This is a genomic window from Arthrobacter sp. LT660 (genome assembly GCF_056172845.1).
The window spans coordinates 2,768,257-2,794,657 of record NZ_CM149651.1 but is presented as its reverse complement, the minus strand read 5'-3'; the positions used below and the strand labels follow the sequence as shown (position 1 = coordinate 2,794,657).

The window sequence follows — 26,401 nt, the reverse complement described above, 5'->3', positions numbered from 1 at the left end:
CAACTCGGACAAAATTCATGAATCGGCTCCGTTCGAGTATACGACCGCCGCCCGCCCCAGCAACGAAGCGGCCCGCGCGCGGAACTTCGCCGGGGAAAGCCCGGCGGATCCGGCGGGCAGCTTCCCCCACCACTCGATGCCCCGTTTCAGGCACGCGTCCCGCAGGAACTCCTCGTTGGACAACTCCACCGCGGTCGGGACGGCGGGCCAGGCCCCGATCAGCACTCCGGCGACCGGCACCCCGCGCGCGCCCAGGGCCTCCAGCGTCAGCAGCGTGTGGTTCAGCGTTCCCAGGCCCGCCCGAGCCACCACCAGCATCGCGCCGCCGGCGGCCAGCGCCAGGTCCGCGATCGTCTCTCCGGCTGCGGTCAGCTCCACCAGGACGCCGCCCGCGCCCTCGACCAGCACGACGTCGTTCGTCCCGCCCAGCTCCGCTACGCGCCCCGCGTGCTCCGCGAGCGTGGGCAGCCCGGCCCCTTCGGCGGCGGCCGCCGCGACCGGGGCCATGGGTTCGGCCAACCGGGCGCCCTCGGCGACCACGATGCCCGGCCCGGCCAACCGCGTCACCTCGCCGATGTCGCCACCCGGGTGTTCGGCTCCGTGCCCCGCGGCCGGCTCCCCGGTCTGCACCGGCTTGTAGACGGCCGTGCGCATTCCGGCCGCATCCAGCGCGGCCGCCAGTGCCGCCGTCGCAACCGTCTTGCCGACGCCGGTGTCCGTTCCCGTGACCATGAGGATCATGCGGACCCCTCCCCGGCCATCCGGGCGGCAACCCGCAGCGGCGCCTGGAAGGACAGCAACCGCAGCCACGGCGGCTCCGGCCCCGTCCCCACCGCCGCGGGAAGCAGCCGCGCCGCCTCCCGCAGCGCCAGCACGGCCTCGAGCTCCGCCAGGCGCGCGCCCAGACACCGGTGCAGGCCGTACCCGAACGCCAGGGCGTAGCCGCTGGAGTCGCCCGCCCGGTGGTGCCCGCTCAGCTCCAGCACGATCTCCGCCCCCGCCGGCAGGCTGTGCCCGTCGACGACGGCCCGCGTGACGGCCCGGCGCCGCCACGTGTGCACGGACGATTCGGTCGCCAGGATCCTGCGGACCTGCGCGCGGGCCGCCGGTTCCTCGCGGCACGCCGCCCACGCCTCCCGGTCCCGCAGCGTCCGGTACAGCACGGTGTTGATCAGCAGGGCGGTCGTTTCCTGCCCGGCGATGACCAGGAAGTACCCCAGCGAGCAGATCCGCCGGACGTCGAGTCCGGCGTCGTGCAGGACGCCGAACAGGTTTCCGCTCCCCCGCGACGCCTCCACCTCGCCCCGAAGCCACGCGTAGAACTCCGCCGCGCTGCGGGCCAGCTCCACCTGCCGTGCGGGGTCCGGCCACCCCCAGAACAGCTCGAGCGAGTCGCGGCTCCACCGCTTCAGGGCGTCGCCGTCGGGGACCGCGGTTCCGGTAAGCCGGGCCATGATGGCCGGCGGCACCACCGACGCCAGCGCCTGCCCCAGGTCCACGTCGCCCCCCACAATCATCCGTTCCCGGGCGGCCTCCGCGGCGTCAGCCGCCAACGCGGCAATGTCCGCCTCCAGCGCGCCGACCTTCCCCGGGCTGAAGAACGCTGCAACCGTGCGCCGAACGTCCAGGTGCTCCGGACCGGACGCCGACGCGAGCACCGGAGGCAGCGAGAAGCCGACGCGCGCCAGCACCCGCAGCGCCTCGGGACACAACGGCACGACGGCGGTGAGCGCGTTCTCCGGCAGGAACTCCTCGGTGCGCCGCAGGACATCGCGTACCGTGTCGGGGTCCCGCACGCGCAGGTAGCGTCCGTCGGTGTCGGTCTTGGTCATGCGGTGGCTTCCTCACGGGACGGGCGGTCGCTGGCGCACCGGTCGCTGCGGCGCAGGACGTCGGCGACCTCGGCGAGCGCCCGGTCGAGGTCCGCCGCGTTCTGGTTGGCGCGTGCGGTCACGCGGAGGCGGGAGACGCCGTCGGGCACGCTGGGCGTCCGGAAGCAGCCGACGGCGATGCCCCGGGTGCGCAGTTCCCCGGCCGCCGCGGTGGCCACGGCGGCGTCTCCCACGCGGACCGAGTGCACGGCGCCGGTCCCGGATTCGAAGCCCGGGCCGGCGAGCGCGGCGGCGATCCGGTCCGACCGTTCGGCGAGCGAGCCGGGGAGCCCGGGTTCGGAGGCGACGATGCGGGCCGCCTCCGCCGCGGCCGCGGCGGGTCCGGGGGCCAGCCCGGTGTCGAACAGGAAGGTGCGCGCGGTGTTGACCAGGTGTTCGCGCAGAGCCTCGGCGGGCGGCCCGGCGGCCAGGACGGCGCCGCCCTGCGCCCCGAGTGCCTTGGACAGCGTCGCGGTCACGACGACGTCGGGGTCCCGCGCCAGCCCGGCCGCGTGGACGGCCCCGGCCCCGTGGACCCCGAGCGAGTGCGCCTCGTCGACCACCAGGAGCGCGTCCAGTTCCCGGCAGGCGCGGGCCAGTTCGCGCAGCGGCGCCGCGTCGCCCAGCACCGAGTACACGGACTCCACCACGACGACGGCGCGCGGCACCGTGCGGCGCGCGAGCAGCTCGCGGACGTGTGCGGCATCGTTGTGCCGGGCGGTTTCGACCGGGCTGCGGGAGAGCCGGGCGCCGTCGATGAGACTGGCGTGCGCGTGGGCGTCCAACACCACCAGCGTCCCGGGTCCCCCGAGCGCGCCGAGCACGCCCAGGTTGGCCGTGTATCCGCTGGAGAACACCAGCGCGGCGTCCCGGCCGGTCAGGGTGCGAAGGGCGGACTCGAGCTCGTCGTGCACCGGGAGGGTTCCGGTGACCACCCGGCTGGCGGCGGCCCCGGCGCCGAACTCCGCAACGGCCCGGCGCGAGGCCTCGGCCAGCCGCGGATCCCGGGCCAACCCGAGGTAGTCGTTGGACGCCAGGTCGTAGAGCCCGGCGGCGCCGCGGGTGTCGCGGACGGTGCCGCGGTCCGCCCGCACCCGGGCGCGTCCGGCGATCCAGTCGTGCATGGAACCCATCAGTGGTCCTCTCCGGCGCCGTCGTGAACCTCGGCGATCGCGGCGGTCACGGCCGCACCCAGTACGGCGATGTCCTCCGGCACACAGACATAGGGGGGCATCACGTAAACGAGGTTCCGGAACGGCCGCACCCAGGCGCCGTGGCGGACGGCGGCGCGGGTGACGGCGACGACGTCGACCGGGCGATCCAGTTCCACGACGCCGACGCCGCCGAGCACCCGGACGTCGCTCACGCTCCGGAGGCCCGAAGCGGGACGCAGCGCGGTGGTCAAGGAATGGTGCAGGGCGGTGGTGGACTCCCGCCAGGCGGGTTCGGGCTCCCCCGCGGCGAGCAGGTCCAGCGAAGCCGCTGCCACCGCGCAGGCCAGCGGGTTCCCCATGAACGTGGGGCCGTGCAGGATCGCGCCGTGTTCCGATCCGGACAGGGCCGCGGCGACGCGCGTGTGGCACAGCACGGCCGCCAGGCTCAGGTAGCCGCCGGTCAGCGCCTTGCCCACGCACATGATGTCCGGCACCACGCCGGCCCACTCGCTGGCGAAGAGTTTTCCGGTCCGGCCGAAGCCGGTGGCGATCTCGTCCACGATCAGCAGCAGCCCGTGCCGGTCGGCCGCGCGGCGCAGCATCCGCAGGGCCTCGGGCGGGTAGACATGCATCCCGCCGGCCCCCTGCAACACCGGTTCGACGACGATCGCGGCCAGTTCCGCCTCGTGCGTGCCGGCCAGCCGCCCGAGGTCGGCCTCCCACGCGGCCAGCGCTCCGGCGTCGTACTCCCAGGTCCCGGAATCCAGTGGCTGGCCGTCGGGCACGCGCAGGCGTGCGGCCGGGGGCCGCGGGGCGTGGACCTGCCCGGCGACGAGCCCGGGGAAGGCCGCGTGCATCCCGTCCACCGGGTCGCACACGCTCATGGCCGCGAAGGTGTCGCCGTGGTAGCCGCCGCGGATGCTCAGGAACCGCTGCCGTCCCGGCCTGCCGGACGCGGCCTGGTACTGGACGGCGGCCTTCAGCGCGACCTCGACCGAGACGGAGCCCGAGTCGGCGAGGAAGACGTGCTCCAGCCCCTCGGGGGCCATGCGCACCAGGCGTTCGGCTAGTTCGACGGCGGGGGCGTGCGTCAGTCCGCCGAACATCACGTGGCTGAAGTCGCCGAGTTGGCGGGCCGCCGCGGCGTCGAGCGCCGGGTGCCCGTAGCCGTGGACCGCGGACCACCAGGACGCCATGCCATCGATCACCGTGTGGCGGCCGGCGCCGTCGTCCAACGTGAGCGTGGGACCGGACGCGCCCGTGACGGCGAACAGCGCCCCGCCGTCCAGCGGCGCGTACGGGTGCCACAAGAGGCCGGCGTCGCGCTCCAGGAGCCGCGGGCTCACGCGTTCGGGGCGGCGCCGGTTCCCGCCCCGCGCTGCCGGAGGACGGGGCTGGAGGCCGAGGCACCGGCGTCGTGCCCCAGGATGGTGAAGCCGGCGTCGGCGATCATGGCCAGGTCCGCCTCGGCGTCCTGACCCTCGGAGGTGAGGTAGTCGCCGAGGAAGAGGGAGTTCGCCACCTCCAGCGCGGTGGCCTGCAGCGAGCGCAGGTGCATTTCGCGGCCGCCGGCGATGCGCAGTTCCTTGTCCGGGCAGGCGAGACGGACCATGGCGAGGATCCGCAGGCAGCGCAGCGGGGTCAACTCCCACGTGCCCTCCAGCGGGGTGCCCTCGAACGGCATGAGGAAGTTGACCGGGATCGAGTCGCTGTCCAGCTCGCGCAGCGCGAAGACGGCCTCGACGAGCTGCGCGTCGTTCTCCCCCATGCCGACGATCAGCCCGGAGCACGGGGACAGGCCCGCGTCCTTGGCCTTCTCGACGGTGGCGACGCGGTCCGCGTACTCGTGCGTGGTGCAGATGTCCTGGTACTTGGACTCGGCGGTGTTGAGGTTGTGGTTGTAGGCGTCGACGCCGGCCCCGCGCAGCGTCTCGGCCTGGCCCTGCTTCAGGATGCCCAGGCAGGCGCAGACCTCGACGCCGGGGTGCTCGTCCTTGAGCTGCCCCACCATTCCGGCGACGCGCTCGACGTCGCGGTCCGAGGGCCCCTTGCCGCTGGCGACCATGCAGACGCGCGTCGCGCCCCCGCGGATGCCGAGGGTTGCCTGCTGCACGGCCTCCTCCGGCTTGAGCCAGCTGTATTTGAGGATCTGCGCGGCCGAGCCGAGCCGCTGCGAGCAGTACGTGCAGTCCTCGGGGCAGAGGCCGGACTTCAGGTTGACCAGGTAGTTGACCTTGACCGTGTCGGCAAAGTGGCGGCGGCGGAGCGTTCCGGCCGCGGCGACCAGGCCGAGCGTTTCGGCGTCCGGCACGGAGAGGACGGCGAGCGCCTCCGCCGCGGTGAGCCGGTGACCCTCCAGGATCCGCCGGGCGAGATCGGACGGCCCGGGGCCGTTGGGCTGTGCCGCGCCCTTTTCCGCGCCCGTTTCCGCCTGCTGCCGATCGATGGTTTCCGTCATAGCCGTCCTCCTGAACAGTGTTCAATTCACTTGACTACAACCTACACCACCACTGGGGGGAGGCCGCGTTCCTCAGAGCGCCGGTGCGCGCCCCTAGACTGTGGGCATGGCGCTGACACGGGAACAGGTGGTGGAGACCGCCGTCGGCATCCTCAGCGACTTCGGCCTCGGCGACCTCTCCATGCGCCGCCTGGCCCGCGAACTCGACGTCCAGGTCGGCGCCCTGTACTGGCACGTGAAGAACAAGCAGGAGCTTCTGGTCGACGTCGCTGCGCGGCTCCTCGGCGGCATCGCCGGGGACACGGCGCCGTCAGCCGAACCCCGGGAAGCCATCCGGCGGCTGGCCGTAGCGATCCGCGGCGCGCTGGCCCCCGTCCCGGACAGCGCCGAGGTGGTCCAGCTGGCCCAGACGATGCAGCCCGCCGCGTTGGCGCCGATCATCCGCCTGCGGAACCTGCTGGAAGAAGCCGGCGTTCCCGCGAACCGCTCCGCGTGGGCCCAGCACCTGTTGCTCAACCACATCCTGGGCTCCGTGGCCGCGCAACAGGACCGGGCGACGTTGGACGCCGTCGGCGCGACCGGCGGTCCCGACCTGGGCGAGGCGGCGTTCGCGTGGGGTGTCGGCGCGATCCTCGACGGCGTGCTGGGCCGGCCTACGGAGCCGCTTCCGCATACCGCTTGAAGTTGGCGAGCTGGGTCTGGTCCGCCTCGGCGACCGAGGCGGCGATGTCCCCCGCCATGTCCCCCAGTTGCTCTCCGACACGGACGGTGACATCGAGCGTCAGCCGCGTGTCCAGGCCCTCGGCCGCCAGCAGATACGCATAGTGGACTCCAGCGTCCCCCTCCCCCGTGGAGATGGTGATGCTCCGCCCGGGATCAAGCGCGGTGATCTCCGCGGTGCGGTCGTGTCCGCGCGCGTGGAAGTCGATCACGAGTCCCGGTTCAGTGGGTCCCTCCGCGTGCATTTCCGTCACTCCGGGCATCCACACCGGCGCGGCCACCCAGTCCGTGAGCAGGGCCCACGCGCGAGGAGGGGGAATGTGCACAACCACGCTCTCGGCGAGCGCCTGGACCGGTTCCATACCTGCATGATGCTCGCCCGCCGGCGATCAGGGAAGAGCGGGCGGTCCCGGGACCCCGGTCGGAGGACTCAGGATCCCAGCCGGCCGCCGGACGCCTCGAGGTAGCAGGACCCGCACAACGACTCGTACCAGACGTCCTGGCCGTCGATGGCGACCTGGTCGCCGTCGAACACGACGCCGTCCCCGACGCGACGGGTGTTGAAGATGGCCTTCCGCCCGCAGCGACAGATGGTCTTGAGCTCCTCCAGCGTGTGGGCGATCTCCATCAGCCGGTGCGATCCGGGGAACGCCCGCGTCAGGAAGTCCGTTCGGATGCCGTAGGCCAGCACCGGCACGTTGTCCCGCACGGCGATGCGGAAGAGGTCGTCGACCTGCGCGCGGGAGAGGAACTGGGCCTCGTCGACCAGCAGGCACGCGACGGGCTGCCGGTCCACGTGTTCCAACAGGGCATCGGGATCGTCGCCGGCCGCGTGCGCGGCATACAGGGCGCGGACGGGCGCGTCCGGCGGAATCAGGAAGTCCACGGAACGCGTCATGCCCAGGCGGGACACGATCTCCGCGTCGCCCTTGGTGTCGACGTCCGGCTTGGCCAGCAGGACGCGCTGGCCGCGCTCCTCGTAGTTGAACGCCGCCTGCAGCAAGCCGGTCGACTTCCCGGAGTTCATGGCGCCGTAGCGGAAGTAGAGCTTGGCCAAGGGGGTCCTTTCGACGGGTGCGGCTATCGATTCTATGCGGAGCGGCCCCGTAGCGTGGGGCCATGGAACGCTTCACGGGGTACATTGCCGGGTTCGGCACCACTGGGGGCCGGCGGCTGGTGGTCGGGCATTGGACCGAGTCCCCGCTGGGCGCCTTCACGGACGTGATGACGGAGGACCGAGCCGGAAACCGAACGTTGCTGGCCCCCAACCGCGCGGTCGCGGACTACGTTTGGGCGACCTACCGATTCGACGACGTCGTGGTGTCCCCACTGACCGCAGCCCTAACCGGGGACCTCGTCCTGCGGGTTTGCGGCGGTCCCCTGGACCTCACGGTCCACCTGGGCGCGGTCACCGCGCTGGGACGGGCGATGGAGCGCATCCCGGCGCGTCTCGCCGTCCATCCCGCGTGGCTGGCCGCCATCAACCCGTTGGCGCGCGCGCTGGTGCCCGGCGTCGCGACGGCGGGCTCGGCCGGCGGGGGCCGCCGCGAGTTCTACGGAGTCCGCTCGATCCGCGGCATCGACCGGGTTTCCGCGGGCTGGGGCGGCGCGGACCTCGGCGCGTTGGCCCCGGTCGATCCGCCCGTGCGCTTTGGGTTCAGTTCGGTTCCCCGCACTCCCCAAGCCGTGGCCATCACGACGACGGTCCTCCCACCACGGCGCGGGGCCGCGGCGGAAGGACCGTCTCTTCGTCGTAGCTACCTGTAGCTACCGGGGCTATTCGCCGGACTCGATGGCGGCCTTCGCCGCCGGGTCCGAATCGTCCAGGAACTTGCCGATCCGATCGACCTCGTCCGCCTCGCCGATCGCCGCGGCCGCACGGCCCAGCGCGTACAGCGAGCGCAGGAAGCCGCGGTTCGGCACGTGGCGCCACGGGACGGGCCCCTGTCCGCGCCAGCCGGACTTCCGCAGCGAGTCCAGCCCACGGTGGTAGCCCACCCTGGCGTACGCGTAGGACTCGACCGGGTGGCCCTCGGCGAACGCGTCGTCCGCCAGCAGCGCCCAGGCGAGGGACGACGTCGGCTGGGCCGCCGCGATGTCCACGGGCTCGTCGCCGGCCGCCAGGCGGGCGTCCACCTCCGTCTCGTCCGGAAGCAGTGTTTCGGAAATGCCGAGCAGGTTGCGGCCCAGGCCCTCGCTCACGCCGCCGCCTACTTCAGGCTCTTGCCGGCGGAGCCGAGCTGACGCGCGGCCTCCACGATGCGGGCGGCCATGGAGGCCTCGGCCGCGGCTCCCCAGACGCGCGGGTCGTAGGTCTTCTTGTTTCCGACCTCGCCGTCGATCTTCAGGACGCCGTCGTAGTTGGCGAGCATGTGGCCGGCCACCGGGCGGGTGAACGCGTACTGCGTGTCCGTGTCGATGTTCATCTTGATCGTGCCGTAGGAGACCGCGTCGGCGATCTCCTGCTCGGAGGAGCCCGATCCGCCGTGGAAGACGAGGTCGAACGGGTTGTCCTTGCCGATCTTCGCGCCGACCTGCGCCTGGATGTCCTTCAGGATCTCCGGGCGCAGCTTCACGCCGCCGGGCTTGTAGACGCCGTGCACGTTGCCGAAGGTCAGCGCGGTGATGTAGCGGCCGTTTTCGCCTGATCCCAGGGCATCGATGGTCGCCAGCGCGTCCTCGACCGTGGTGTACAGCTTGTCGTTGATGGCGTTCTCGACGCCGTCCTCCTCGCCGCCCACGGTGCCGATCTCGACCTCGAGGATCTGCTTGGCGGCCGCGGTGCGGGGAAGCAGCTCGGCCGCGATGCGCAGGTTGTCCTCGAGGGTCTCCGCCGAGCCGTCCCACATGTGCGAGTTGAAGAACGGGTCGCGCCCGGCCTTGACCTCCTCCTCAGATGCGGCCAGCAGCGGCAGCACGAAGGAGTCCAGCTTGTCCTTCGGGCAGTGGTCCGTGTGCAGGGCGATGTTGACGCCGTAGCTCTTGGCGACCTGGCGGGCGAAGGCGGCGAAGCCCAGCGAGCCGACCACCATGTCCTTCACGGATGCGCCGGACCAGTAGGCCGCACCGCCGGTGGAAACCTGGATGATGCCGTCCGACTCCGCCTCGGCAAAGCCGCGGATCGCCGCGTTGAGCGTCTGCGACGAGGTCACGTTCACCGCCGGGAAGGCGTAGCCGCCGGACTTGGCGGCGTCGATCATGGCGTTGTACTTGTCCGGGGTTGCGATAGGCATGCTGACTCCTGATTCGATGGGGTGGGAGTAGACGTCGTTGGCTAACTATCATCCTAACGATTCCGCGGGCGACGCTGCGTTCTGTGTCACACGGCTACAGCCGCCAGCAGCTCGACAGCTGTCCGGCGCCGTCGAACCGCGCCTTGAGGAACAGCAGCGCCCGCGGCGTCGCCGCGGCGTACCCGCCCAAGTGGGTCGGGGCGAGCGTCGTGTCCCACGAGACGTTCGCGCCGGCGTCGCACCAGCGCTCGGCGACGCCGCGTCCGGCGCGGTAGGGGATGACGTCGTCGAGCAGGCTGTGCGAGAGCAGCACGGGCACGCGGGGCGCCCGCCCGTCGCCGATGAGCTGTTCCCGCAGCGCCGGCGCGAACCCCTCGCCGCGGGACAGCCGCGTGAAGTTCTCGCCCGAGTTGGTGAGGGTGGAGGTTTGCGCGAACGCGTGCGCCAGCAGCCCATCGACGGTGCAGTCCTCGGCCGCCTGCGCCACGCGCTGGCGTCCGGAGTCGTTCAGGATTCCGTCCAGGTCCAGGGCGTACTGCGCATCGAGCGAGGAGAGCGCAAAGAGCAGGAAGGCGGGGTAGAGCGAGGAATCGATCTGCGCGGCCACGGGGTCCAGGTCCCCCGGGACGGCGCCGGCATAGGCGCCCTTGAGGTTCAGTTCCGGCGCGTAGGCGTGGGCGAGCTCCGCGGCCGACGCCGAGGCCGCGCCGCCCTGCGAATACCCGACCAGCCCCACCGGGTTGGTTGCGCCGATGCCGGCGACGCCAAGGCGCTGGGCCGCGCGCACCGAGTCCAGCACCGCTTGGCCCTGCGCGGCGCGGGCCATGTAGCTGTGCGTCCCGGGCGTCCCGAGCCCCTGGTAGTCGGTGAGCGCCAGCGCGTAGCCGGCGTCCAGCAGGGCCGAGACCATGGGGCCCTCGTACTCCTGGCCGATCGCCATCTGCCGCGACGGCGCGCAGCGGTCCGCCGCGCCCTGCGTCCCCACCGCGTAGCCGATCAGCGGGCGCTGGCCGGCCCCGGTCCAGACCTTCGTGGGCACCAGCACGGTTCCGGTCACGGCCATGCGCTCCCCGTGGGCGTCGGTCGAGGAGTACATGATGCGGGTCGCGGCCGCGGCGGGTTCGATCAGGCGCACCGGATCCAGATAGAACCGTGTCGGCTCGCTGCGGATCACCGTCCCGTCGCCCGCCGGCAGCTCCGACGGCGGAACGTAGAAGTCGCCGTCGACGGTGGCCGCGAGCTTCTCGAGCGCGCGCTGGCGCTCGAGGTCGCCCTCGGCGAGGGCCCCGGCATCGGACGCGTCGGTGGTGTCCACGGTCCCGGCGTGGGCGGGCGCGATGGCCCCCAGGGACATGACGACGGCGAGCGCCGCGGCCGCGGCTCCCGTGGCGAGGCGGCGGGCGGTGCGGTGCCTCCGGACTCCTTCGATGGGGGCGGCGTCGTTGCCGCGCCGGCCATCCCGCGATTACTCGCGGGTAATATGTGGGGCACGTCACACCCTATGGGCACTTCCGCGCATCCGTAAAGGTCGGCACAGCGAACCGACAGGCGCCTCCGCTATGCTGGGCTGAGCGTGAGGGAGTATCCCCGCGCTGCACCCGTCAACACGCGAGGCACCGTTGCCGCGCCGGGTGCAGCGACCGGACGGCGTCCGGTGGAGAGACTCGCGGGAATCAACGTCCCCGAAAGGATCCGCCCGTGACCGTTCCCCCGTTTGTCTGGATAGCGACGATCATCGCCATTGTGGGCCTGCTGGCCTTCGACTATTTCTTCCACATCCGCAAGGCGCACATTCCGCAACTCAAGGAAGCCGCCATCTGGTCCTCCGTCTACGTGGGCTTGGCTATCCTGTTCGGAATCGGGGTGCTCGTTGTCGGAGGCGGAACCATGGGCGGGGAGTACTTCGCCGGGTACATCACCGAGAAGGCGCTTTCGGTGGACAACCTGTTCGTGTTCCTGGTCATCATGGCCAGCTTCAAGGTCCCGCGCGAGGACCAGCAGAAGGTGCTGCTCTTCGGCATCGTCTTCGCCCTGATCATGCGCACGGCGTTCATTTTCGCCGGTGCCGCGCTCATCAACACGTTCTCGTGGATCTTCTACGTCTTCGGCCTGATCCTGCTGCTCACGGCCGGCAACCTGCTCAAGCCGAGCGGGCACAGCGACGACCAGGCCAACAACTTCATCATCCGGCTCGCCAAGCGCTTCCTGCACACCTCGGACCACTACGACGGCGACAAGCTGTTCACGATCGTCAACGGCAAGAAGGCCCTGACCCCGATGCTGCTGGTGATGGTGGCCATCGGCGGGACGGACATCCTGTTCGCGCTGGACTCGATCCCGGCGATCTACGGCCTGACCCAGAACGTCTTCATCGTCTTCACCGCCACGGCCTTCTCCCTGATGGGCCTCCGCCAGCTCTACTTCCTGCTCGACGGACTGCTGGACCGGCTCATCTACCTCTCCTACGGACTCGCCGCGATCCTGGGCTTCATCGGCGTCAAGCTCTTCCTGCACGCGCTCCACGAGAACAACCTCCCGTTCATCAACGGCGGCGAACACGTGGACGTCATTGAGATCACCACCGCGCTCTCCCTTTCGGTGATTGTCGGCGTCCTGGTGCTCACCGTCGTCGCCTCCCTGGTCTCCAAGGCCGGCAAAGCCCAGACCGCCATCAACAACGCCCGCCGGCACGCCGAGACGTACCTGGACCTCGACTACACCGCCGACACGGCCGAGCGCGAGCGGATCTACACGAGCCTCGTCCAGGAGGAGGAGAACATCCGCACCATGGAGCAGAAGTACCGCGACAAGGCCAAGGACGTGGACGCGATCCGCGCTAAGGTCGCCCTCGCCCACGAACGGCACCGCGAGCTGGCGTCCGGCCCGGCCTAGGGAGGCGCCCCGGGGAACTCAGGCGGGGAGCTGGCCGAAGACGTGCCGGCGGATCCACGCGTGCATGGCAATGCCCGCGGCGGAGGCCGCGTTGATGGAGCGGGTGGAACCGAACTGCTCGATGCTCAGCGTGGCCTCCGCCGCCGCGTGCACCTCCTCCGAGAGCCCCGGGCCCTCCTGCCCGAACACCAGGACGCAGTTGCGCGGCAACTCGAAGGTCTCCAGCGGCACGGAGTCCGGGAAGATGTCGATCCCGATGACCGCGAGCCCCTCGCCGGCCGCCCATTCGGTGAACTCCGCGACGGTGGCGTGGTGCCGCACGTGCTGGTAGCGGTCGGTGACCATCGCGCCGCGCTTGTTCCACCGGCGTCGTCCGATGATGTGGACTTCCTTGGCGAGGAACGCGTTGGCCGTGCGCACCACCGTGCCGATGTTCATGTCGTGCTGCCAGTTTTCGATCGCGATGTGGAAGTCGTGCCGCCGCGTGTCCAGGTCGGCGACGATCGCCTCGTGCGACCAGTACCGGTACTTGTCCGCGACGTTGCGCCGGTCGCCGTCGCGCAGCAGCTCCTCGTCCCAGTGCGTCCCCTCGGGCCGCTCGCCCTCCCACGGCCCGACGCCGACGGGCGGGTTCGGGTCCTGCCACGCCACGGTCGGCTCCTCGGCTTCGGCGGGCGCGGCGGCTGAATCGGGGGCTTTTTCGGGGGCGTTCTTCACCGTCCAATCCTAGTTGGTGGAAGACTGGCCCTACCCGCACGCCGAAAGGAGCCCGCCCGTGGCAATTGTGGACAGCGCCATCTACGTCGACGGCAAGCGGACCGCCGCGCCCGCGGACTTCACGGAGACCTTCGAGCACATGAAGGCGGTCGGGGGCATGGCGTGGCTGGGCCTCTACCGCCCGGACCATGCCGAGCTGCGCGCCGTCGCGGACGAACTCAACCTGCACGAACTCGCGATCGAGGACACCCTCAACGGCCACCAGCGCGCGAAGATGGACCACTACGGGGACCACACGCTGGTGGTGCTGCGGCCCGCGCGCTATCTGGACGACGTCGAAAAGGTCGAGTTCGGGGAGCTTCACGTGTACACCGGCCCGGACTTCGTGGTCACGGTGCGCCGCGTGGAGGTCCCCCATCTCGCGCCCGTGCGCCGGCGGCTCGAGGACGATCCCGCGCTGCTGTCCATGGGCCCGCACGCCGTGCTCTACGCGATCCTGGACCAGGTCGTCGACGAGTACGTGCCCGTGGCCGACGGCCTGGACAACGACATCGAGGAGATCGAGTCGGAGCTGTTCACCGGGAACACCCTGGTGGCGCGGCGCATCTACGAGCTATCCCGGGAGGTCGTCGAGTTCCAGCGTGCGGTCTCCCCCCTGGAGCGCATGGTCTCCGTCCTGCGCCGCGCGGCCGTCAACGACGACGCCGAACCGCGCGGCAGCGCCGTCGAGCGTCCCGGCGCGGACCCGGCGGCACTGGAGCTGGACCGGCTTCTCGCGGACGTCCAGGACCACGTGATCCGCCTGACCGAGCGGATCGCCGCAATGCGCCAGGTGCTCACCAACGCGCTGTCCCTGTCCTCCACGCTGATCTCGCAGCGGGCGGCGGAGGCCAGCGTGGAGCAGAACGAGCAGATGAAGCAGATCTCCTCCTGGGCCGCCATCCTCTTCGCCCCCACGCTGGTGGGGAGCATCTACGGCATGAACTTCCAGCGCATGCCGGAGCTGTCCCTGGCCTGGGGCTACCCGGCCGCGCTCACCCTGATGGCCGCCACGAGCGTCTGTCTTTTCCTGGTCTTCAAGAAGAAAGGTTGGCTATGAGCCCCCTGATCCAAAGCCGCACCCCCCACGACATCGAATGCTGGCTGACCGACATGGACGGCGTGCTGGTGCATGAGAACCAGCCGATTCCCGGCGCGTCGGATCTGATTTCGCATTGGGTGGACACGTCCAAGCGGTTCCTGGTGCTGACGAACAACTCCATCTTCACGCCTCGGGACCTGCAGGCGCGGCTGTCCGCGTCCGGGCTGGACATCCCCGAGGAGAACATCTGGACGTCAGCGCTGGCGACGGCCGAGTTCCTCAAACGCCAGGTGCCGGGCGGCCGGGCGTATGTCATCGGCGAGGCGGGATTGACGACGGCGCTGCACGAGGCCGGCTTCATCCTCACCGACCAGGATCCGGACTACGTGGTCCTCGGCGAGACCCGCACCTATTCCTTCGAGGCGATCACGAAGGCGATCCGGCTAATCGACAGCGGCGCCCGGTTCATCTCCACCAACCCGGACGCCACCGGCCCCTCGACCGACGGCGCGCTGCCGGCCACCGGCGCGGTGGCCGCGCTGATCACCACGGCGACGAAGCGCACGCCCTACGTCGTGGGCAAGCCGAACCCCATGATGTTCCGCTCCGCAATGAACCGGATCGAGGCGCACTCGGAGACCACCGCGATGATCGGGGACCGGATGGACACGGACATCATCGCCGGCATGGAGGCCGGGCTGTTCACGGTGCTCGTGCACACGGGAATCACCCGGCCGGCGGACATCGCCGCCTACCCGTTCCGCCCGGACGCCGTCTACCCCTCGGTCGCGGAGCTGCTGCGCGAGATTTGACCAAGCCACGCCGTCGCCGCGTGGGCGATCTCGGCGGGCTCGGCGGCGATGTCGAACACGCGCCCGGCCTCGTCCGTTTCCAGCTCTTCGAGCGTCGCGAGCTGGGAGTCCAGCAGGCTGGCCGGCATGAAGTGCCCCGGCCGGTCTTCCATCCGCTCCCTAAGGAGCGCGCGGCTGCCGTGCAGGTGCACAAACACGGCCTGCGGCGCGGCGGCGCGGATCAGGTCGCGGTAGGAACGCTTCAGCGCGCTGCACGCGATCACCAGGGTCTCCCCCGGGGCGGCGGAGGCCAGGCGTTCGCCGATCTCGCGGAGCCAGGGCTCCCGGTCGCCGTCATCCAGCGGCTGGCCCGCGGCCATCTTGTCGATGTTGGCCTGCGGGTGCAGCGCGTCGCCGTCGAGGAACGTCCCGCCCAGGTCCTGCGCGGCGAGCGCCCCGACCGTGGACTTGCCACAGCCGGAGACGCCCATGACCACCACGCGGTGGCCGCCTTCGGTCCGGGTGCTCACCAGTCGTGGACCGTTCCGTCGATCAGGCGGTTGTACGGCAGGTAGGCCTGCTGGTACGGGTACTTCGCCGCCGCCTCCGCGTTGAACTCGACGCCGATGCCGGGCCTGTCGCCCGGGTGCAGGTAGCCGTCGGTGAAGGACATCGACTGCTCGAAGACCTCGTTGGTGGCCACGGAGTGCTGCATGTACTCCTGGATGCCGTAGTTGTGGATCGCGAGCCCCACGTGCAGCTGGGCCGCGAAGCCGATCGGCGAGATGTCCGTCGGGCCGTGGAAGCCGGACTTGATCTGGTACTGGGCGGCGAAGTCCATCATCTTCTTCAGCGGGGAGATGCCGCCGAAGTGGGTGGAGGCGGCACGCACGTAGTCGATCAGCTGTTCCTTGATGATCGCCTGGTAGTCGTAGACCGTGTTGAAGACCTCGCCGATGGCCAGCGGGGTGGTGGTGTGCTGGCGGACCAGGCGCAGGGCCTCCTGGTTCTCGGCCGGGGTGCAGTCCTCGAGCCAGAACAGGTCGTACGGCTCCAGGGACTTGCCCAGCCTGGCCGCCTGGATGGGGGTCATCCGGTGGTGGCCGTCGTGCAGCAGAGGGATCTCGGGGCCGAACTCGTTGCGCACGGCCTCGAACACGGTGGGCAGGTGGCGGAGGTAGGCGCGGGTGTCCCAGTCCTCCTCCTGCGGGAACGCGCCGCGGCCGGCGGGCTCGTAGTCGTAGCGCTCGCCCGAGGACTGGGTCTGCGCGGCGACGCCGTAGACGGCCTTGATGCCCGGGACGGCGGTCTGCACGCGGATGGACTTGTAGCCCAGTTCCAGGTGCTCGCGGATGGAGTCGAAGAGCTGCTCGGTGTCGGTTCCGGAGGCGTGGCCGTAGGCCCGCAGGCCGTTGCGGGACGCCCCGCCGAGCAGCTGGTACACGGGCAGGTTCGCGACCTTGCCCTTGATGTCCCACAGCGCCATGTCAACGGCGGCGATCGCGGCCATGGTGATCGGCCCGCGGCGCCAGTAGGAGGAGCGGTAGAGGAACTGCCACGTGTCCTCGATCCGGTGCGGGTCCTTGCCGATGAGCAGCTGGGCGACGTGGTCCTTCAGGTAGCTGGCCACGGCGAGCTCGCGGCCGTTGACGGTCGCGTCGCCGATGCCGACGACGCCGTCGTCCGTGGTCACGCGCAGGGTGACGAAGTTGCGCGACGGGCTGGTCACGAACACTTCGGCTTTGATGATCTTCATCGGTGGGGGTCCTCTCGGAGGTGGGATTCCGTGTAGTGGGAAGGAAGCGTGGAAGGTGTGCGGCGGGCCTAGCCGGCGATGGTGCCGCGCTGGCGCACGACGCCGGCGACGGCCTCGGCATCGTCGCCCAGCGCCTTGTCGACGACACGGAGCAGCGCTGCGGTCTGCGCCGTGGCGTCACCCGCGGAATCGGCGAGGACGGACGCCAGTTCGGCCGCGGCCGGGTCGGGGATTTCGACGCCGGCGGCCGCCTGCGCGGCCATCTGGTCCGCCCACGCGGCGAGCAGCCGCAGCGCGGCCTCGCCGTCCCGGCCGGCCTCGCGTTCGGCCCGGTAGACCGGGACCGCGCGCATGGCGAGCTTGACGGACCCGTCCATGGCGATCTGCGCCAGGTGGTGGGCGATGCGCGGGTTCCCGAACCGGTCCAGCAGCGCGGCGCGGTAGCCCGGGATGTCCAGCACCGGATCGGTCAGGTGGGCGGCGGCGGCGTCCCAGAACGCGTCGACCCAGCCGGCGACAGCGGGGTCGACGAGCGCCTCGGCGACCGTGGCGTGCCCGCGGAGCTGGCCCGCGTAGGCCATGAGCGAGTGCGCGCCGTTGAGCAGCCAGAGCTTGCGGCGCTCGAAGGGCTCGAGGTCGTCGACGAACACGGCGCCGGCCTCCTGCCAGTCCGGGCGTCCCGCGGGGAACTCGCCGCTCAGGACCCAGCTGCTGAAGGGCTCCGTCACCACGGGCGAGGCGTCGGAGTAGCCGGTACCCCCGGCGACCGCGGCGCGGTCGGCGTCCGTGGTGCGCGGGGTGATGCGGTCGATCGACGTGTCCACGAACGAGACGTTCTCCGCGATCCAGGCGGCCAGCTGCGCGTCGACCAGCTCGGCCATTCCGACGACGGAGGCCCGGGCCGCGGCCCCGTTGCCGGCGAGGTTGTCGCAGGAGACGACCGCCAGCGGCCAGCCGTCTGCCGCGCGGCGGACGGCGAGCCCGGCGACGAGGCGCCCGGGCGCCGTCGTGACCTGGCGTCCGGTGAGGGATCCGGCCGCGTCGGGATCGGCGAGCTCCAGCAGCCCGTCGGAGTAGTGGGCGGACAGCGCGGCGGCATCCGCGGCGACCGCGGCGTCGGCGATGTCCAGCCGCGGCTTTCCGCCGCCCGGCGCCAGCTTGTAGCCGGCCTCGGTGACGGTCAGCGTGACCATGGCCGTGGAGGGCAACGCCAACAGCGAGGCGAGCGCGTGGAGGTCGGCGCCGTCGTGTGCCTCGACGATCGAATCGACGACGGCGAACGTGTCGCCCTCCGCGCCGCGCTCGACGAGCGTGAACAGGCCGTCCTGTCCGGCGAGCTCGTCGGCGGCGGCGGCGCTGCGGCCGGTGAAGGCGGCGATGCCCCACTTGTTGCCCCCGACGAGTTGGGTGTACCGCGCCTGGTGCGCTCGGTGGAACGCACCCAGTCCGAGGTGGACGATGCGCACGGGGGCGCGCTCACCGGCGTCGTACGTGGTGGCGTTCAGCGGCCGCGCGGCCGTGGTCAGGGCGCTCACAGCTTGAACGCCCGGCGCGGCGACGTGTCGACGACGTCGACGATGAGTTCGCGGGCGCGCTCCTCGCTGACCCGGTGCTCGGCGACGAGCCGGGCCAGGAACGCGGCCTCCGTGCGGCGCGAGGCGTCGTGGCGGGCCGGGATCGAGCAGAAGGCGCGCGTGTCGTCGATGAACCCGGAGGAGCGGGAGAAACCGGCGGTCTCCGTGACGGCCGAGCGGAAGCGCAGCATCGCGTCCGGCGCGTCCAGGAACCACCACGGGGCGCCGATGTACACGGACGGGTAGAAGCCGGCCATCGGGGCGAGTTCGCGGGAGAACACCGTCTCGTCCATGGTGAAGAGGATGAAGTTGAAGCCCGGCGCGGTGCCGAAGTCCTGCAGCACGGCCCGTACGCCCTCGGTGTAGCTGACCGGGAACGGGATGTCGTGGCCCGTGTCGGCGCCGAACTTCTCGAAGGTCGGGAGGTGGTGGTTGCGGAAGGATCCGGGGTGGACGGTCATGACGAGCCCGTCCTGGACGGACATGCGCGCCGATTCGTACATCATGTGCGCCTCGAAGATGTCGCGGTCCTCCGCCGTCGCCTCGCCGCAGCGCGCCTTGGTGAAGAGGCGCTCCGCCTCGGCCCGGTCCAGCTTCAGCGTCTGCGGCGTCTTGCTGCCGTGGTCGGCCGAGACCGCGCCGTGCCGGATGAAGAACTGGCGGCGGTTCTCCAGGGCCGCGATGTAGCCCGCGTAGCCGGACGCGCCGTCGCCGGCCTCTCCGATGAGCCGGTCGACGTTCTCCACCCAGTCCGGGTGCGCGATGTTGAGGTAGGCGTCGGGGCGGAACGTGGGGACCACGCGGCCGGAGAAGGTCGGGTCCGCGGCGATGTCCGCGTGGTGCCGGAGGTCGTCCATCGGGTCGTCGGTGGTGGCGAGGACCTCGATGTTGAAGTCCTTGAAGAGCTGGCGGGGGCGGAAGCCCGGCTCGTTGAGGCGGAGCTGGAGCGCGTCGTAGGTGGCGTCGGCGGTCTCCTCGGAGATCTCTCCGCCCAGCTTGAACACGTGCTCGAACTCGGAACGGAGCCAGTAGCCGGAGGCGGTGCCGTCGAACAGCGGCCAGGCCTTGCAGAACTCGCGCCAGATGGACCGGGAATCGACGTCGGGGCCGGAACCGAGGGTCAGGCGCTCCATGGGGACGCCGTTGGCGTGGATCAGTCGCTTGACGTAGTGGTCCGGCGTGACCAGCAGCGACGCCGGATCCGGGAACGGGGTGTCGTTCGCCAGGACGGCCGCTTCGACGTGGCCGTGCGGGGAAATGATCGGGAGGTCTTCGACGAGGGCCAGCAGGTCCCGGGCAATGGCGCGGACGCCGGAATCGGACGGGAGGAGCCGGTCTGGCGCGGCGGCAATCGATGGGGACATGCCAACATCGTTTCCGTCCGGCGGGCCCGGGGTCAAAGAGTTGCCATTTGTTGGCAACATCAATTTCAGGCGGGCGGGGCGGTCGCGACTCAGGCGGGGGCCGGTCCGGTCGAATCGCGCACGACCAGCCGCGTGGGCAGGACCACCGGCGTGTTGGACCTGGACTTCGCGCCGGCGGCGAAGGCCAGCAGGTTGTTCACCGCGGTCGCACCCAGCGAATACAGCGGCGCCTCGACCGTGGTCAGCGACGGCGTGACGAGCGCGGCGCCGTAGCTGTTGTCGAAACCGACCACGCTGAGGTCCCGCGGCACGCGCACCCGCGCCCGGCGCAGCGCCTTGATGAAGCCAATCGCCATCTGGTCGTTGTACGCGATCACGCCGGTGGTGCGGTGCTGCAGCCATTCGGCCGCCAGCTCCTCTCCCCCGCCGATCGTCGGCGCCCTGGAGCTGGTCCGCCGCACGGCGAGGTCCAGTTCCAGCGCCGCCTCGCGGAGCGAGCGCCACCGCATCCCGTCCGCCCAGGATGCCTCGGGCCCGGCGAGGTACGTGATGTTCCGGTGCCCCAACTCGCCCAGGTGCTCCGCGGCGCGGCGGATTCCCCGCGGGTTGTCCGTGACCACGCTCGCGACGTCCTTGACGGCGCGGTTCATCACGATCATCGGCTTCTGCTTGGCCAGCATCCGGATGGCGGAATCGGACATCCGGGAGCTGGAGAGCACGATCCCGTCCACCGACGCCAGCGCGCGCTCCAACGCCAGGCGCTCTTTGGCCTCGGACTCCTGGGTGTGGGCCAACAACATGGTGTAGCCGGATTCGGCGGCCGCGGCCTCCGCCCCGCGCACTATTTCGGCGTAGACGGGGTTCCTGATGTCCGCGATGACCAGGGCGATCATCGAGGTCCGCTGGCCCTGGGCATGACTGATGCCCCTGACGTGCGCGGAGCGGTATCCCACGGCGGCCGCCGCCTCGAAAATCCGTTGCGCCGTCTGGTGGCTGACGCGGCCCGGCCGGGCGAAGGCACGGGACACCGTGGACGCCGAGACCCCGGCGGCTTCGGCGACGTCGTAGATCGAGGGCAGTTTGGACGCATCTGTCATGTGGACCTCCCGCGCCAACTGTAGGCGCGGCGCGTGCAACTAGTGGCAACTTGTTGAAAAGTGAAGCTTGGGACTGGCTCCATAGAGTTATGGCAATGGCCCGCCGCCCCCGGCGGAAAGGTCCATCGTTGCGAGTGAGTCGGCCGGACATCCGCGCCCTTACAGATGCCCGTGAAAGGGCAGGAAAAGGTAAACCATGCGTACCACCAAGTTTGTTGGACTCGCAGGCACCGCGACAGTGATGATGCTGTCGCTCGCGGCCTGTGGCGGCGGCGCTTCGGAAGGCGGCGAAACGAAGGAGTTTCGCCTCGCCCTGAACCAGACCGAGACCCACCCCTCCTATATCGCCCTGGACAACTTCGGCACCAACGTCGGCGAAGGCACCGAGGACCGCGTGTCCGTCGACGTCTACGCCAACGAGACCCTCGGCGCCCAGCAGGAGGCCATCCAGCTGGTCAGCGACGGATCGGTCGATATGGCCGTCGTCTCCGGAACGCAGCTGGAGAACCTGAACTCCGAGTTCCAGGTCTTCAACCTCCCGGGTGTCTTCGACAGCGTCGAGCACCAGATGAGCGTCATCGGCGACGACGCGATCGTCGGCGACCTCTACGCCTCGCTCGAGGACCAGAACATCACCGTCCTGGGCGGCCTCACCCAGGGCACGCGCAGCATCTACAACTCCGAGCGCGCGATCAACACCCCGGAAGACATGAAGGGCATGAAGATCCGCGTCCAGGAGTCCGACGTCCAGATGGACATGATCGAGAGCATGGGAGGCTCCGCCACCCCGATGGCCTTCGGCGAGGTCTACACCGCGCTGCAGTCGGGCGTGATCGACGGCGCCGAGAACAACGAGGTGTCCTACCTGACGCAGAAGCACAGCGAGGTCGCCAAGTACTTCTCCAACACCAACCACCTGGTGGGGCTGGACTACGTGGTCATCAACACCGACGCCTACGAGGACATGTCCGAGGAGGACCGCGCGGTCTTCGACGAGCAGTGGGGCGCGGCCGTCGAGGAGCACACCGAGCTCTGGACGACCGAGACGGAGAAGGCCCACGCCGAGCTGGAGGCCGCGGGCACCGAGTTCAACGACGTCGACACCGAGGCGTTCCGCACCGCTCTCGAGCCGCTGATCGAGAAGTACGTGACGTCCGATTCGGTCCAGGCAATCTACGACGCCGCACGCGCGGCCGCCGAGTAGCCAACGCATCGCCGACGAACAGGTAGTTCCATGCAAGTAGTCAAGAAAAGCCTCGACCGGGTCCTCGCGCTGGCGTGCGTCGCCCTCTTCGCGATCCTCGTGGTGACGGTGGTCTGGCAGGTGTTCTCACGCCAGGTCCTCCAGAACCCCAGCGCCTGGACGTCTGAGTTGGCGCAGTACCTGTTCGTTTGGCTCGGCCTCTTCGGGGCGGCACTCGTGTTCGCCGAACGCGGCCATATCGCCGTCGACTTCCTGGTCCGCAAGTTCGCACCGGCCGTGGAGAAGGCGACGGCGATCTTCGTCCAGGTCGCCATCGTCGCGTTCGCCGTGCTCGTGCTGGTCTGGGGCGGACTCCGGGTGACCGAACGGACGTGGGGGCAGGCCCTCTCGGGCCTGCCCGTCACGGTCGGCCCGCTCTACCTGGTCATGCCGATCACGGGACTCATTGTCATCTTCTATGCGGTCTACCACGCCCTCGCGATCATCCGCGGGGACGAAGCGCCCATCGAAGACACCGAACCCGACGTTATCTAGGAGTCACCGTGGAAACTGCATTGCTCGCGGGACTCATACTCCTCGTCGGGATCGTGGTGCTCATCGCACTGTCCGTTCCCATCGCCGTCGCCATCGCGCTTCCCTCCGTCGCGGCGATCATCGCCGTGATCGGCTTCGACCGCGCCGTCCTCACCACCTCGCAACAGATGTTCGCCGGCATCAACTCGTTCACGCTGCTGGCCATACCGTTCTTCATCCTCGCCGGCGTGCTCATGAACAACGGCGGCATCGCCGCGCGCCTGATCGACGCCGCCAAGGTGCTGGTCGGACGGATGCCCGGTTCGCTGGCGCAGACCAACGTCGTCGCCAACGCGCTCTTCGGCTCCGTCAGCGGGGCCGCCGTCGCGGCGGCCGCCGCCGTGGGAACCGTCATGGGGCCGCGTCAGGCCAAGGAGGGCTACGACCGCAGCTTCTCGGCCGCCGTCAACGTGGCCTCCGCGCCGTCCGGAATGCTGATCCCGCCGAGCAACACGTTCATCGTGTACTCGCTGGTCAGCAGCACCTCCATCGCGGCGCTGTTCGTCGCCGGCTACGGTCCGGGCCTCGTCTGGATCGCCGCCTGCATGCTGGTGGTCTACTTCTACTCGCGCAAGCGCAAGGAGATGAGGTCCACCGAGCGGGTCACGTTCGCCGTGGCCGTCCAAACCCTGCTCAAGGCCGTTCCGTCGATGCTGATGATCGTCATCGTGATCGGCGGAATCCTGGCGGGCGTCTTCACGCCCACCGAGTCCGCGGCGATCGCGGTCGTCTATTGCCTGGTCCTGGGGTTCGCCTACCGCGCCATCAAGGTCCGCGACCTGCCGGAGATCCTGCTCAACGCCACCAAGACGACTGCGATCGTCATGCTGCTGGTGGGCGTCTCCACGGCCATGTCCTGGCTCATGTCCTTCGCGAGGATCCCGGACCTGATCTCGGATAGCTTGCTGGGACTGACCGAGAACCCGACGATCATCCTGATCCTCATGATGGTGATCCTGCTGGTCGTGGGAACGTTCATGGACCCGACGCCGGCCATCCTGATCTTCACGCCGATCTTCCTGCCGATCGTCATGGAGTTCGGCATCCACCCGGTCCACTTCGGAACGATGATCGTCTACAACCTCTGCGTAGGTACCATCACCCCGCCGGTGGGCAACGTGCTGTTCGTCGGCGCCCGCGTCGCCGGGCTCCGCCTCGAGCCGGTCATCCAGCGGATCATCCCGTTCCTGATCGCGCTCATCGTGGGGCTGTTCCTCGTGGTGTTCGTGCCCGAGTTGAGCCTGTGGCTGCCGACCCAGCTGGAGCTGATCAAGCCCTAGCGTTTCCGCGTCGCCCCCAGGATCCCCCGCAGGCCGTGTGCCCGCGGGGGATCCGGCGTTAACCGGCCTTCCCGAAGCGGCGCGGCCGGCTGCAACAGGGCAACAAAAGCAATTGTTGGCAACCAGTCGGACAATCAACGTGTCTCGGGTCACTGTGGAGATGCGCCATGCGGCGGCCTTTCCTACGGGCCCCGCGCGCACCTCGCACCCATCCGACGGAGGCTTCAGCATGATCCGAATGTTCCCCCCAGCCCACCGGGGCCGCGCCGTTGCGGCCCTGGTCGTGCCCCTGGCGCTCGCCCTGGCGGTTCCCGCCGCCGGCGCGCCGCCCGTGCGCGAGAGCGCACCCGCAAACGTGCCCGCCACCGCGCAGAAGGACGCGCGGAAGGACCAAGGCAACCACGGGAAGCCGCCAGCGCTCGGCGCCCGGGTGAAGGACACCATCAAGGTCAACGGACGGACGTTCAAGGACCTCAACGCCAACGGCAAACTCGACGCCTACGAGGACTGGCGCCTTCCGGCTGGCGAACGCGCGGCCAACCTGGTGTCCCTCATGACGCTCGAGGAGAAGGCCGGCCTCATGCTGATCGACACCCTCAACGCGGCCTGCGACCAGGACACGCAGACCCGGGGGACGCTCGATCCGGCCGCGGAGGGCTACATCAACGACCAGAAGATGCACCGTTTCGTCTTCCGCAACACCGTGACCAGCGAGGACAAGGCCGTCTGCGGCGGCGCCACGGGCGGTTTCCGGGCCGGCACCTCCCTGACGCCGGAAGAGGCCGCCAAATACACGAACTCCGTCCAGGAGCTCGGCGAGGCCACCCGGTTGGGCATCCCGATGCTCTTCAAGTCCAACGCGCGCAACCACATCGACCCGAACGCCCGCGCGGGCATCAACGAATCCGCCGGCGCGTTCAGCGCCTTCCCCAAAGAGGCCGGCATCGCCGCCGCGGCCCTGGGCGAGGAGGCGCTGCGCACGGGCGAGGCACCCACGGACGGGGACATGTCCGTCGTCGAGGATTTCGCCGGCGTCATGGGCGAGGAGTGGGCGTCGATCGGCCTCCGCGGTATGTACGGCTACATGGCCGACCTCTCCACCGAGCCGCGCTGGTACCGCGCGCACGAGACCTTCTCGGAGGATGCGGACCTCACGTCCAACATCATGTCCTCGCTGGTCGAGAACCTGCAGGGACCGGTCGGCGACGAGGGAGTCTCGCTCAGCCCGGACTCCCCCGTGGCCCTCACCATGAAGCACTTCCCGGGCGGCGGGCCGCAGGAACTGGGCATGGACGCGCACTACTCGTTCGGCAAGACGCAGGTCTACCCGGGCGACGGCTTCGGGTACCACCTCCAGCCCTTCGAGGCCGCCATCGAGGCCGGCGTCTCGTCGATCATGCCGTACTATGGCGCACCGGTGAACGTGACCCACAACGGCGTCGACTACGACGAGACCGGCATGGCATTCTCCAACCAGATCGTGAACGACCTGCTCCGCGGCGAACTCGGCTTCGCCGGGTACGTCAACTCGGACACTGGCATCATCAACGACCGCGCCTGGGGCCTTGAGGACAAGACGGTTCCGGAGCGCGTGGCCGCGGCCATCAACGGCGGCACCGACACGCTCTCCGGCTTCCACGACGTCAAGACCATCACCGAGCTCGTCGACGCCGGACTTGTCACAGAGGAGCGCGTCACTCTCGCGGCCACACGCCTGACGGAGCCGTTGTTCCAGATGGGGCTCTTCGAGAACCCGTACGTCGATCCGGCCGCGGCCGGCGGCGTCGTCGGCAACGCCGCCAACCGCGAGGTCGGCCTCGACCTGCAGCGCAAGTCGGCAGTGCTTTTGGAGAACAAGGAAACGGCCGACGGCGACAAGGTCCTGCCGCTGAAGCCCGACTCCGACGTGTACGTCCTGGGTGATTTCACCGAGGAGACGGTCGCCAGCTACGGCTACGACGTGACCAACGGCAACACCGCGGACCCGGCGGATCGCCCGAGCGCCAAGGACAGCGACTACGCGTTGATCTCGGTCACGGTCAACAACAAGGACACCGGTTCCTACGTCAGCAACGCCGCGGAATCGGGAATGAACCCCGAGCACATCAACCCCTCCGTATTGGAGGGCGTGACGGGTCTCGACGGCCAAAGCCCGTTTGGCGCTGCGGACGCGTGCGTCGCCCAAGGCGCGGCAAGCTGCACCGACAACGGGCTGCGTTTCGGCGGTTCGCTGCCGTGGGAGACCAGCGTGCTGGACTTCACCGGCATGGCCGAGTCCGAATCGTGGGAAATCAGCCCGTCGCTGGACACCATCCAGCAGGTGATGGGCGAGGTCGAGGATCCCAGCAAGGTGGTCCTGCACGTGTACTTCCGCCAGCCGTTCGTGATGGACGAAGCCAGCGGACTGCGCGACGCCGGAGCGATCGTGGCCGGGTTCGGCATGGGCGACACCGCGCTGATGGACGTCCTTTCCGGCAAGGTCGCGCCGCAGGGACGCATGCCGTTCGCCCTGGCCGGCACCGCCGACGCCATTCGCCAGCAGTTCAGCGACCTGCCGGGCTACGACGAGACCGATGACGGGGCGCTGTACCCGTTCGGATACGGGTTGGACTACTGATCCGTCCCGTGTATCCCCC

Annotated in this window: 25 protein-coding genes; 9 read left to right on the top strand and 16 right to left on the bottom strand. The window is 70.1% G+C overall.

Translation table 11 applies throughout. The features are described 5' to 3' along the window. Window positions 1-15 precede the first annotated feature (15 nt). From bioD to bioB, 5 genes are read right to left on the bottom strand one after another with little or no spacing between them, the layout of a single operon-like run. On the bottom strand, window positions 16-741 hold the full coding sequence (gene bioD, locus AC0QSG_RS13050; RefSeq protein WP_475375698.1) for a dethiobiotin synthase: 726 nt from the start codon (window positions 739-741) through the stop codon (window positions 16-18). Further along, complete coding sequence (locus AC0QSG_RS13045) at window positions 738-1,832, bottom strand: cytochrome P450 (RefSeq protein WP_475375697.1); 1,095 nt, start codon at window positions 1,830-1,832, stop codon at window positions 738-740. The genes bioD and AC0QSG_RS13045 overlap by 4 nt, the downstream gene beginning before the upstream one ends. Then, the gene (locus tag AC0QSG_RS13040) at window positions 1,829-3,004 is read right to left on the bottom strand and encodes an aminotransferase class I/II-fold pyridoxal phosphate-dependent enzyme (protein WP_475375696.1); all 1,176 of its coding nucleotides are present in this window, start codon (window positions 3,002-3,004) and stop codon (window positions 1,829-1,831) included. The genes AC0QSG_RS13045 and AC0QSG_RS13040 overlap by 4 nt, the downstream gene beginning before the upstream one ends. Then, window positions 3,004-4,371 (bottom strand): adenosylmethionine--8-amino-7-oxononanoate transaminase, encoded by a 1,368-nt coding sequence (locus AC0QSG_RS13035; RefSeq protein ID WP_475375695.1) that lies wholly within the window; start codon window positions 4,369-4,371, stop codon window positions 3,004-3,006. Before AC0QSG_RS13035 ends, AC0QSG_RS13040 begins: the two co-directional genes overlap by 1 nt. Beyond that, a complete protein-coding gene (gene bioB, locus AC0QSG_RS13030) occupies window positions 4,368-5,483 on the bottom strand; it encodes a biotin synthase BioB (protein ID WP_475375694.1) in 1,116 nt (371 codons plus the stop codon). The genes AC0QSG_RS13035 and bioB overlap by 4 nt, the downstream gene beginning before the upstream one ends. Before the next feature lie 106 nt (window positions 5,484-5,589). Between bioB and AC0QSG_RS13025 the strand changes: the two genes are divergently transcribed. Continuing rightward, entirely contained in the window at window positions 5,590-6,165 is a 576-nt protein-coding gene (locus AC0QSG_RS13025; RefSeq protein WP_475375693.1) for a TetR/AcrR family transcriptional regulator, read from the top strand. Here the strand turns inward: AC0QSG_RS13025 and AC0QSG_RS13020 are convergent. Further along, window positions 6,137-6,565 (bottom strand): SRPBCC family protein, encoded by a 429-nt coding sequence (locus tag AC0QSG_RS13020; protein ID WP_475375692.1) that lies wholly within the window; start codon window positions 6,563-6,565, stop codon window positions 6,137-6,139. The genes AC0QSG_RS13025 and AC0QSG_RS13020 overlap by 29 nt on opposite strands. A gap of 68 nt (window positions 6,566-6,633) precedes the next feature. After that, entirely contained in the window at window positions 6,634-7,260 is a 627-nt protein-coding gene (locus tag AC0QSG_RS13015; RefSeq protein ID WP_475375691.1) for a thymidine kinase, read from the bottom strand. A gap of 62 nt (window positions 7,261-7,322) precedes the next feature. Between AC0QSG_RS13015 and AC0QSG_RS13010 the strand changes: the two genes are divergently transcribed. Further along, the gene (locus AC0QSG_RS13010; protein WP_475375690.1) at window positions 7,323-7,970 is read left to right on the top strand and encodes a hypothetical protein; all 648 of its coding nucleotides are present in this window, start codon (window positions 7,323-7,325) and stop codon (window positions 7,968-7,970) included. A gap of 9 nt (window positions 7,971-7,979) precedes the next feature. Here the strand turns inward: AC0QSG_RS13010 and AC0QSG_RS13005 are convergent, their stop codons facing one another. The 3 genes from AC0QSG_RS13005 to AC0QSG_RS12995 all read right to left on the bottom strand — a co-directional run bounded on the left by AC0QSG_RS13005 (window position 7,980) and on the right by AC0QSG_RS12995 (window position 10,790). Continuing rightward, window positions 7,980-8,405 carry a DUF3151 domain-containing protein gene (locus tag AC0QSG_RS13005; protein ID WP_475375689.1) on the bottom strand — a complete coding sequence of 142 codons (426 nt, stop codon included), beginning with the start codon at window positions 8,403-8,405 and terminating at the stop codon, window positions 7,980-7,982. A gap of 8 nt (window positions 8,406-8,413) precedes the next feature. Further along, window positions 8,414-9,436: a class II fructose-bisphosphate aldolase gene (gene fbaA, locus AC0QSG_RS13000; protein WP_475375688.1), complete on the bottom strand. Its 1,023-nt coding sequence runs from the start codon at window positions 9,434-9,436 to the stop codon at window positions 8,414-8,416. Window positions 9,437-9,530: 94 nt separating this feature from the next. Beyond that, a complete protein-coding gene (locus tag AC0QSG_RS12995; RefSeq protein ID WP_475375687.1) occupies window positions 9,531-10,790 on the bottom strand; it encodes a lipase family protein in 1,260 nt (419 codons plus the stop codon). Between the two features lie 344 nt (window positions 10,791-11,134). Here AC0QSG_RS12995 and AC0QSG_RS12990 point away from each other — a divergent pair, with 344 nt between their 5' ends. Next, window positions 11,135-12,328 carry a TerC family protein gene (locus tag AC0QSG_RS12990; RefSeq protein ID WP_475375686.1) on the top strand — a complete coding sequence of 398 codons (1,194 nt, stop codon included), beginning with the start codon at window positions 11,135-11,137 and terminating at the stop codon, window positions 12,326-12,328. An 18-nt stretch (window positions 12,329-12,346) separates the two neighbouring features. Here the strand turns inward: AC0QSG_RS12990 and AC0QSG_RS12985 are convergent, their stop codons facing one another. Beyond that, window positions 12,347-13,045 (bottom strand): TrmH family RNA methyltransferase, encoded by a 699-nt coding sequence (locus AC0QSG_RS12985; protein WP_475375685.1) that lies wholly within the window; start codon window positions 13,043-13,045, stop codon window positions 12,347-12,349. Between the two features lie 58 nt (window positions 13,046-13,103). Between AC0QSG_RS12985 and AC0QSG_RS12980 the strand changes: the two genes are divergently transcribed. After that, window positions 13,104-14,144, top strand: coding sequence for a magnesium and cobalt transport protein CorA (locus tag AC0QSG_RS12980; RefSeq protein WP_435727701.1), 1,041 nt, complete (start codon window positions 13,104-13,106; stop codon window positions 14,142-14,144). After that, complete coding sequence (locus AC0QSG_RS12975) at window positions 14,141-14,938, top strand: HAD-IIA family hydrolase (RefSeq protein WP_435727700.1); 798 nt, start codon at window positions 14,141-14,143, stop codon at window positions 14,936-14,938. Before AC0QSG_RS12980 ends, AC0QSG_RS12975 begins: the two co-directional genes overlap by 4 nt. On the opposite strand, the gene AC0QSG_RS12970 is transcribed toward AC0QSG_RS12975, so the two are convergent. From AC0QSG_RS12970 to AC0QSG_RS12950, 5 genes are all read right to left on the bottom strand, one after another. Further along, complete coding sequence (locus tag AC0QSG_RS12970; protein WP_475375684.1) at window positions 14,902-15,447, bottom strand: gluconokinase; 546 nt, start codon at window positions 15,445-15,447, stop codon at window positions 14,902-14,904. The two genes, AC0QSG_RS12975 and AC0QSG_RS12970, sit on opposite strands and share 37 nt — an antisense overlap. After that, a complete protein-coding gene (gene manD, locus AC0QSG_RS12965) occupies window positions 15,444-16,673 on the bottom strand; it encodes a D-mannonate dehydratase ManD (protein ID WP_475375683.1) in 1,230 nt (409 codons plus the stop codon). Before manD ends, AC0QSG_RS12970 begins: the two co-directional genes overlap by 4 nt. A 68-nt stretch (window positions 16,674-16,741) precedes the next feature. Continuing rightward, window positions 16,742-18,208, bottom strand: coding sequence for a mannitol dehydrogenase family protein (locus AC0QSG_RS12960; RefSeq protein WP_475375682.1), 1,467 nt, complete (start codon window positions 18,206-18,208; stop codon window positions 16,742-16,744). Beyond that, entirely contained in the window at window positions 18,205-19,611 is a 1,407-nt protein-coding gene (gene uxaC, locus AC0QSG_RS12955; protein WP_475375681.1) for a glucuronate isomerase, read from the bottom strand. Before uxaC ends, AC0QSG_RS12960 begins: the two co-directional genes overlap by 4 nt. 89 nt (window positions 19,612-19,700) lie before the next feature. Further along, window positions 19,701-20,708, bottom strand: a complete 1,008-nt coding sequence (locus AC0QSG_RS12950) for a LacI family DNA-binding transcriptional regulator (RefSeq protein WP_475375680.1) — start codon at window positions 20,706-20,708, stop codon at window positions 19,701-19,703. Window positions 20,709-20,904: 196 nt separating this feature from the next. Between AC0QSG_RS12950 and AC0QSG_RS12945 the strand changes: the two genes are divergently transcribed. The 4 genes from AC0QSG_RS12945 (at window position 20,905) to AC0QSG_RS12930 (ending at window position 26,382) form a co-directional block, all read left to right on the top strand. Further along, complete coding sequence (locus tag AC0QSG_RS12945; protein WP_475375679.1) at window positions 20,905-21,912, top strand: TRAP transporter substrate-binding protein; 1,008 nt, start codon at window positions 20,905-20,907, stop codon at window positions 21,910-21,912. 30 nt (window positions 21,913-21,942) lie between these two features. Continuing rightward, entirely contained in the window at window positions 21,943-22,446 is a 504-nt protein-coding gene (locus tag AC0QSG_RS12940; protein WP_475375678.1) for a TRAP transporter small permease, read from the top strand. Window positions 22,447-22,454: 8 nt separating this feature from the next. Beyond that, a complete protein-coding gene (locus AC0QSG_RS12935; protein WP_435727693.1) occupies window positions 22,455-23,765 on the top strand; it encodes a TRAP transporter large permease in 1,311 nt (436 codons plus the stop codon). 238 nt (window positions 23,766-24,003) lie between these two features. Continuing rightward, entirely contained in the window at window positions 24,004-26,382 is a 2,379-nt protein-coding gene (locus AC0QSG_RS12930; RefSeq protein ID WP_475375677.1) for a glycoside hydrolase family 3 protein, read from the top strand. The last annotated feature ends 19 nt before the right edge of the window (window positions 26,383-26,401 follow it).